We start from the raw sequence: 7,562 nt of genomic DNA on the forward strand, positions 1-7,562 counted from the left end.
ATTGCCCGAGGTGCCTCGCCCGAACATCAATCTAGTCCAATTTTGGGCAGCTTTACGGCGGACGCTCACTTTCTATGCTGAGACCGCATAGAAGTCCGACTAGCGAGACTGTGTATCGGCTGATCTACGTTAAAGGTTGTTTGTTTCCCGCCCCGTTTTCAAAGCCTTACCGGTCGGCAGGCTTCGAGCATGTCCGGAGCCGTCACGATTCCTGGCAGGTTCGTCGTCGCCAATCTGGGTTAGGACCGAGCAAACTCTGCGGCGGGGCGACGCAGGGGACAAGGGAGGGGAAATCTTCAACCTACGGGTCGGCCGGTGCGCGCACTCCGCGCGATGCAGGCTGACCGTTTGCCAGGGACATGTCCGGATGCCGACCGTCGAAAAGAAGATTCTGATCGCCGACGACGACTCCTCGATGCGCCTGGTGCTGAGCCAGGCCTTCATGCGGCTAGGCCACCAGGTTCGGGCCACAGGTAATGTTGCGACCTTGATGAAGTGGATTGGGGAGGGCGATGGCGACCTGATCGTAAGCGACGTGCTGATGGCCGAAGACAACGTCTTCGACGTGCTGCCACGGATCCGCAAGGAGCGCCCCAAGCTGCCGGTGATCCTGATCAGCGGACAGAACAACGTGCTGACCGCGATCAACGCCGCGGAAGCCGGCTGCTTCGAGTATATCGCCAAACCGTTCAACGTGGAGGACGTGCTGTCGGCCGCCCGACGCGCCCTCTCCAGTCCGACCGATCCTGAAAGCGCCAAGGCCCAGGCGCGGGCCGTGCGCGACGAGCGACTGCCGCTGATCGGCCGCTCCCCTCCGATGCAAGAGGTCTATCGTGCGGTGGCCAAGCTCGTGCGCACCGACCTGACGGTGCTGCTCACCGGAGAATCCGGAACCGGCAAGGAGTTGGTCGCGCGCGTGCTGCACGACATGGGTCGGCGGCGCGCCGGCCAGTTCGTCGGCGTCAACCTGGCGGCGACTCACGCCGAACGCGTGGAGGCCAAGCTGTTCGGCGGCGACGACGGCGCCGGCGGCAAGCTGATCGAGGCCGACGGCGGCACCCTGTTCCTGGACGAGATCGACGGCATGTCGCTCGACGCCCAGATGCGGCTGCTGCGGGTCATCGACGGCTCGGAAGCGGTCGTCAATCCGCGGACCAACCGGCGCTGCAGCATCCGGGTGATCGCCGCCACCACCCGCGACCTGCGCGGCATGATCCAGCAGGGCCTGTTCCGGGAGGACCTGTTCTTCCGCCTGAACGTCGCGCCGCTGCGCCTGCCGCCGCTGCGCGAACGCCTCGACGACATCCCCGAGCTGTCCCGCGCCTTCCTGCTGCGCGCGGCCCGCGAGGGGCTGCCGACCAAGACGATCGACGCCACCGCGCTCGAACGCCTGAAGCTGCATCGCTGGCCCGGCAACGTGCGCGAACTGGAGAATCTGATTCGGCGGATCTGCGCCATGCACCCCGACGACCTGATCACCGCGCGAATCATCGAGCGGGAGCTGGTCGAGGCGCCCCCGGGCGCCGAGGGCGTCGAGGACGAGCCGGAGACCCTGTCGCAGGTCGTCGAGCGCAAGCTCGCCAGCTACTTCGCCGACGATCCGGTCAGCGCCCCGCCCCCTGCGCTCTACGACCACCTTCTCGATCAGCTCGAACGGCCGCTGTTCCGCATGACGCTGGCGGCGACGCGGGGCAATCAGCTGCGGGCCGCGGCCCTCCTTGGCCTCAACCGCAACACCCTGCGCAAGAAGATCGAGGACCGGGGCATGGAGGTCATGCGTCGGCGGCGTCGGCGCTCGCAGCCCTCGACCTGACGACGGAGCCTGCGCCGCCGTTTTGCCTTTCGGCGATCAAACGGCGGCGCAGATGTCCAAGGCGGGACAGATCCTTCAACCCGCCAGCACCTACTGGACTCCCAGCTTGCAGAAAAGTTCCAGTCGATCCCTGATGTGATTCACACGCCGCCGCACATTTTCCTGAATTATCGACGCGTCTTGCGAAACGAATGGAGTCTCCGCTTCCAGTTTGATTCGCTCCATTGGTCACCAGACCTGTCATTCGCGGCAACATTACAAAGACACTCAGAGATGGACCTCCCCGATGTCTTCGATTGCTCGCCACGAACACGACTATAACGCGTCGAGTGCGGCGGGACGCATGGCGCGCGCGACCGCCCAGGACCTGGATGCGCAGCGGGCCTGGGAATACGGCCAGCGGCTGCTCGGCCTTCTCATCCTTATCTTCATCCTGCCGGTCATGCTCCTGACCGCGGCGGCGGTGGTGGCGCAGGATGGCGGCCCGGTGCTGTTCAAGCACCGGCGAATCGGCGCCCGCGGCCGGCCGTTCGACTGCCTCAAGTTCCGCAGCATGCGCATCGATTCGCAGGAGCGGCTGGCCGACCTGCTCGCGCGAGATCCCGCCGCCCGCGCCGAGTGGCGCGAGAATCAGAAGCTGCGCCACGACCCGCGCGTCACGCCGGTGGGGGATTTCCTGCGCCGCTCGAGCCTGGACGAGCTGCCGCAGCTGATCAATCTGGTGCGCGGCGAGATGAACCTGGTCGGCCCGCGGCCCATCGTCGAGAGCGAGATGGTCCGCTACGGCCTGCGCCTTCGCCACTATCAGTCGGTGAAGCCCGGCATCACCGGGCTGTGGCAGGTCAGCGGCCGCAGCAGCGTCGGCTACCGCCGCCGCGTCGCCATGGACACGCTCTACGCCCGGCGCCGCAACGTCGGCCTCGACCTCTGGATCATCGCCCGGACCGTGCCGGCGGTGCTCCTGAAGCGCGGCTCCTACTGAGGAGCACGCCATGAGGCACGCCGCGACAGAGCAACGCTTCGCCTACACGCTGAGCCAGGTCGAGGAAGGCTGGACCTGGAGCCTCTGGGACGAGGACGGCCTCGTGGTCGCGGCCGGCGCCGCGGCCGACCAGCGAGGCGCCGAACTCGGCCTCTTCGAAGCCCTCCGCACGACGCACGCCGCGGCCCCTCGTGAGCACGCGCCCCGGCGCAAGCATCTGCAGCCTCGGCCCGCAAGGCTCGCCGCGGCCGAACATCAGCGGCTTTAGCGCCTTTCCGGCTCCGCCGTTGCACAGATCGAGACTTAGCTTGGCGAAATCAGCGCATCGAAAAGCAACTATCGCCCTCAGGGCCTATATCGATTGCCCATCCGGACCGAGAATTTCAGGATTGCTGTGTTGAGCGTCGACCAGCGCTCAAGACATGGAAGTTGATTTACCACCTCTACTTACTCCCAAGCCCCCAGTTGCGTGGACGGTCCTGGATTCGTCCACGCAACGTTGGCTCTGACGCGTCGGAACTCCCGCTCGAACGACGGGGGCTCGGATGCGGCTGGCCTTATGCAGGTGATGCATATGGATGCTCAGAAAGCCAAGGCGGCGCGTCATTCGTTCGAGCCCTCGCCGGTTGCTCCCGCCGCCGTCGCCGAGGCGGCGCAGTCCGCGCCGCGTAGCCGGATGACCGGGCTGCTCGACGGCGGCTTCACCCCGCAGGCTCCGCATGCGCGCCTCGGGGCGGATGGCGAGGCCGCAAGCCTGCTGCGCCCCCGTCCCCCGTCCCGTTTCGGCAGCTATCCCTCCCGACGGATGATCTGCGGCCGCGACGAGCCCCGCACCGCCATCGTGCACTACTGGCTGGTCGGCATGCGCGGCGGCGAGCGGGTGCTGGAGCGGCTGATCCGGCTGTTCCCGCGCGCCGACATCTTCACCCACGTCTACAATCCGGCCGCAGTGTCCGAGGCGATCCGCGCCCGGCCGGTCCGCACCACCTTCATCCAGAGGCTTCCCGGCGCGGTTAGGCATTACCAGAAGTACCTGCCGCTGATGCCGCTGGCGCTCGAGCAGCTGGATCTGCGCGGCTACGACCTGATCCTCTCCAGCGAGTCCGGTCCGGCCAAGGGCGTCATCGTGCCGCCGCGGGCGCTGCACGTCTGCTACTGCCACTCGCCGATGCGCTATCTGTGGGACCACTACACCGACTATCTGCGCTCGGCCGGCTTCCTCACCCGCATGGCCATGCCGTTCATGACCCACGGCCTGCGCGAGTGGGACTACGCCTCCGCCGCGCGGGTCGACCGCTTCATCGCCAACTCCAGCTTCATCCAGCAGCGCATCGAGAAGTCGTACCGGCGTCCCTCGACCGTGGTCTATCCGCCGGTCGACGTCTCACTCTTCCGGCCGTCGAACGAGGTCGAGCCGCATTATCTGTGGGTCGGCCAGATGACCGCGTACAAGCGCGCGGACCTGGCGGTCGAGGCCTTCAACGCGCTGGGCCTGCCGCTGCTGATGGTCGGCGAAGGCGAGATGCTGCGCGACCTGAAGGCGCGGGCGAAGCGCAACATCAAGATCATTCCACGCCTGAGCTTCGACGAGCTGCGCCGCGCCTATGCGCGCTGCCGCGCCCTGGTGTTCACCGCCGAGGAGGACTTCGGAATGGTTCCCGTCGAGGCGATGGCGTCGGGCCGCCCGGTGCTGGCCTTCGGCCGCGGCGGAGCGCTCGACAGCATCCACCCGGGCGTCTCTGGCCTCTTCTTCCACGAGCAGACCACGGAAGCCCTGATCGAGGCCGTCGAGGAGATGGAGGCCTGGCTGCCGCACTTCCGGCCCGCCGACGCGGTGCGCGAGGCTCAGCGCTTCGCGCCGGAGCGCTTCGACGAAGGGGTGATGTCGGTGATCGGAGGCTGACTCCTTTCCTGCGCCTGGCTCCTCCCCGCCTCCCGGTTCTTCCGCTTGGCGCCGCGGCGCTTCAGGCGGATGCTGCGAGGATCATGAGCTGAGGGGTCGGTCATGGTCTTCGAGCAGGTCGCCACGGGCGGCTGCCAGTCCTATCTCGTGGGGTGCGAGGCCAGCCGCGCGGCGGTGCTGATCGACCCCGAGCTGTCGCGCATCGACGAGTACCGCGGCCGGATCGGCCAGCACGGCCTGCACCTGCGCTACGTCGTCGACACCCACACCCACGCCGACCACTTCTCCGGCAGCCGCGAGATCGGCCGCCTGCTCGATGCGCCGGTGGTGATGCACCAGCTGAGCCCCGCGCCCCACGCCACGCTCCGGCTCGACGACGGCGACATGCTGGTGGCCGGCCAGCTGCGGCTGAAGGCGTTGCACACGCCCGGACACACGCGCGACTCCATGTGCCTGCTGCTGGGCGACCGGGTGTTCACCGGCGACACCCTGCTGATCGGCGGAACCGGCCGCACCGACCTGCCGACCGGCGATCCGCGCGCGCTCTACGACAGCCTGTTCGACAAGCTGCTCAAGCTGCCGCCGCAGACCCTGGTCTTTCCCGCCCACGACTATAAGGGCCGCTCGCATTCGACCATCGGCGCGGAGCTGGCGGACAATCCGCGCCTGCAGAAGCGCCAGCGCGGCGAGTTCGTGGCCATGATGCAGACCCTGGACCTGTCGGCGCCCACCCACCTGACCGAGGCGTTGCGCACCAACATGACCGGCGCCAAGCCGGTCTCGCAGCTGCTCGCGGAGGCCTCCGCCAAGGTCGCCTTCATGTCCCAGGGCGAGCTCGCCGAGCGGATCGGCGACAACAGCTGCGACATGGTCATCCTCGACCTGCGCGAGCGTGACGCCTTCGCCGCCGGCCATGTTCCAGGGGCGAAGCATCTGCCGCGCGGGCAGCTCGAGCTGCGCGTCAACTCCGATCTGCCGGACCCGACGGTCAAGATCCTGACCTGCTGCGAGTTCGGCAAGATCTCGACGCTCGCCGCCGTCACCCTGCGCGAGCTCGGCTACCTGCGCGCCACCGCCCTGGAGGGCGGCCTCGCCGCCTGGCGCGAAGCCGGCCGCCCTCTCACCGCAGAGGCCTGACGCCTCCGCCCCGGCCCCCCGGCGGGGATGTTCGCTTTCGGACACCGGGCTGCGGTCCGGGCGACGAGATTGTCCTGCGACCTCCAATTGCGCGACGGCGGCGCCGATCGGGCCCGCGGCATGGGGCGCCGTCCCCGAAGACGCCTAATCATCCAATGCGCCGCGCTGGGGGCTCAGCCGGAGTCATCCAGCCTGGGAGAAGGCGATGCTGTCGGCGGAACTGGCGGGGCGCGAGCGCAGCGACGAGATCCGTCGGCCTGGCCGCCTGCCCCGGCTGTCCGACCACGCCGTCCGAAACCTCGCCTGCCAGATCGAGGAAAGCGGCTTGGCCGTGCTGCCGAACTATCTCGGGGCCGACGCGCTGGAGCAGCTCCAAGGTTTCGTGCGCCGCCAGGTCGCCGAGGCGGGCGGCGAGTACACGGCCCGCACCGGCCGGGACGAGGTGTCCGGGACCCTGTTGGGCGAGTTGCCCGACCAGCCCGAGTTCGCGAGCCTGTTGCGGCGGCTCTATGAGCAGGCGACCGGCACGGCGGCGCCGCGCCAAGGGGTCCATCAGGTGCTGCGCTGCCTGGCGGGACGGACGGCGCTGAAGGAGTGCTTCATCTTCCACTACGATTCCTACGTCGTCACCCTCCTGTTGCCGATCCTCATCCCGACCGAGGGCAAGCGTGGGCATCTGGTCATCCGGCCCAATCTCAGGGCGATCCGGCCGTCCTACCTGCTGAACCTGCTGGACAAGGTCGCCCTCGACAACAAGCTCGCCCAGCTTCTCCTGAAGCGGCTGTTCCTTTCCGGCCTTCTGAAGCTGCGCCGGATCGAAATGATTCCCGGCGCTCTCTACGTCTTCTGGGGCTACCGGACGCTGCACACCAACGAGCCGTGCGACGCCGGGAACATCCGCGCCACCGCCCTCTTCCATTTCGGCGATCCGCACGGCGACAGCTGGCTGAGGCGGCGGATGGGCCGCGTCGCGGTCTGAGCGCCGGCCGGGCCGATTGACCAGCGCCGGGCATAGCGAGGCCTTCGGGCCCGCCGCCATGCCTGCAACGCATCAACCGGCGCCGTGGACAGCCGGCCGCGCGCCGTGCGCTTCGTCTCCCCGCACACTCAGCAAAAGATATCGCCCGGCCGCCCGGCGCGCAAACCGGGACGCCAACCCCAATGTAGGAGAGTCTGCATGACCCTCGGCGATCGTCTCGCAGCGACCGGCAACCGGCCTACGGGCTTCGATTACATGAGGATCATGCTGGCCGTTCTTATCCTTTGTTGGCACAGCGTCATCACGTCTTATGGCCAGGCGGCCCAGGATGCGTTCGGCTCAGGCCCCGCGCACCCGTTCGCGGCAATTCTGCTACCGATGTTCTTCGCGCTCAGCGGCTTCCTCGTCGCCGGCAGCCTCGAGCGGTCGCGGACCATCGCCATGTTCGCCGGGCTTCGGGTGATCCGGCTGTTTCCGGCGCTCGCGGTGGAGTCCCTGGTGTCGGCGCTGCTGCTCGGCCCGCTGCTCACGCGGCTGCCGCTCGCTGAGTATCTCTCGGACCCGGTGTTCCACCGCTATTTCCTGAACCTTCTGGGACATCCGCAATATCTGCTGCCCGGCGTCTTCGAGACGAACCCGTTCGGCCGGGTGAACGCCCAGCTCTGGACGATCCCCTGGGAGCTCAACTGCTACCTCGCCCTGTCGGGGCTGGCGATCTTCGGCGTCGTCGCGCGCCGCTCCCTGATGC

The 7,562-nt window shown here is 67.9% G+C and carries 7 protein-coding genes; all 7 read left to right on the forward strand.

All coding sequences use genetic code 11. The annotated features are described in order from the left end of the window. Positions 1-367 precede the first annotated feature (367 nt). Positions 368-1,813, forward strand: coding sequence for a sigma 54-interacting transcriptional regulator (locus VJS38_RS16160; protein ID WP_324089180.1), 1,446 nt, complete (start codon positions 368-370; stop codon positions 1,811-1,813). A 343-nt stretch (positions 1,814-2,156) separates the two neighbouring features. Further along, positions 2,157-2,795, forward strand: a complete 639-nt coding sequence (locus tag VJS38_RS16165) for a sugar transferase (RefSeq protein WP_324089181.1) — start codon at positions 2,157-2,159, stop codon at positions 2,793-2,795. 10 nt (positions 2,796-2,805) lie between these two features. Continuing rightward, complete coding sequence (locus VJS38_RS16170) at positions 2,806-3,063, forward strand: hypothetical protein (RefSeq protein WP_324089182.1); 258 nt, start codon at positions 2,806-2,808, stop codon at positions 3,061-3,063. 306 nt (positions 3,064-3,369) lie between these two features. After that, positions 3,370-4,698, forward strand: a complete 1,329-nt coding sequence (locus VJS38_RS16175) for a glycosyltransferase (RefSeq protein ID WP_324089183.1) — start codon at positions 3,370-3,372, stop codon at positions 4,696-4,698. A gap of 102 nt (positions 4,699-4,800) precedes the next feature. After that, positions 4,801-5,835 carry an MBL fold metallo-hydrolase gene (locus tag VJS38_RS16180; RefSeq protein ID WP_324089184.1) on the forward strand — a complete coding sequence of 345 codons (1,035 nt, stop codon included), beginning with the start codon at positions 4,801-4,803 and terminating at the stop codon, positions 5,833-5,835. 205 nt (positions 5,836-6,040) lie between these two features. Then, complete coding sequence (locus VJS38_RS16185; protein WP_324089185.1) at positions 6,041-6,814, forward strand: hypothetical protein; 774 nt, start codon at positions 6,041-6,043, stop codon at positions 6,812-6,814. A gap of 198 nt (positions 6,815-7,012) precedes the next feature. Then, on the forward strand, positions 7,013-7,562 hold a 550-nt coding region (locus VJS38_RS16190), incomplete at its 3' end, for an acyltransferase family protein (RefSeq protein WP_324089186.1).

The organism is Phenylobacterium sp., from assembly GCF_035276905.1.
Taxonomy (GTDB): domain Bacteria; phylum Pseudomonadota; class Alphaproteobacteria; order Caulobacterales; family Caulobacteraceae; genus Phenylobacterium.

Coding starts and splice junctions, on each gene's coding strand:
- VJS38_RS16175 (WP_324089183.1), top strand. CDS start 3,370: ATGGATGCTCAGAAAGCCAAGGCGGCGCGTCATTCGTTCGAGCCCTCG.
- VJS38_RS16165 (WP_324089181.1), top strand. CDS start 2,157: ATGGCGCGCGCGACCGCCCAGGACCTGGATGCGCAGCGGGCCTGGGAA.
- VJS38_RS16170 (WP_324089182.1), top strand. CDS start 2,806: ATGAGGCACGCCGCGACAGAGCAACGCTTCGCCTACACGCTGAGCCAG.
- VJS38_RS16180 (WP_324089184.1), top strand. CDS start 4,801: ATGGTCTTCGAGCAGGTCGCCACGGGCGGCTGCCAGTCCTATCTCGTG.
- VJS38_RS16185 (WP_324089185.1), top strand. CDS start 6,041: ATGCTGTCGGCGGAACTGGCGGGGCGCGAGCGCAGCGACGAGATCCGT.
- VJS38_RS16160 (WP_324089180.1), top strand. CDS start 368: ATGCCGACCGTCGAAAAGAAGATTCTGATCGCCGACGACGACTCCTCG.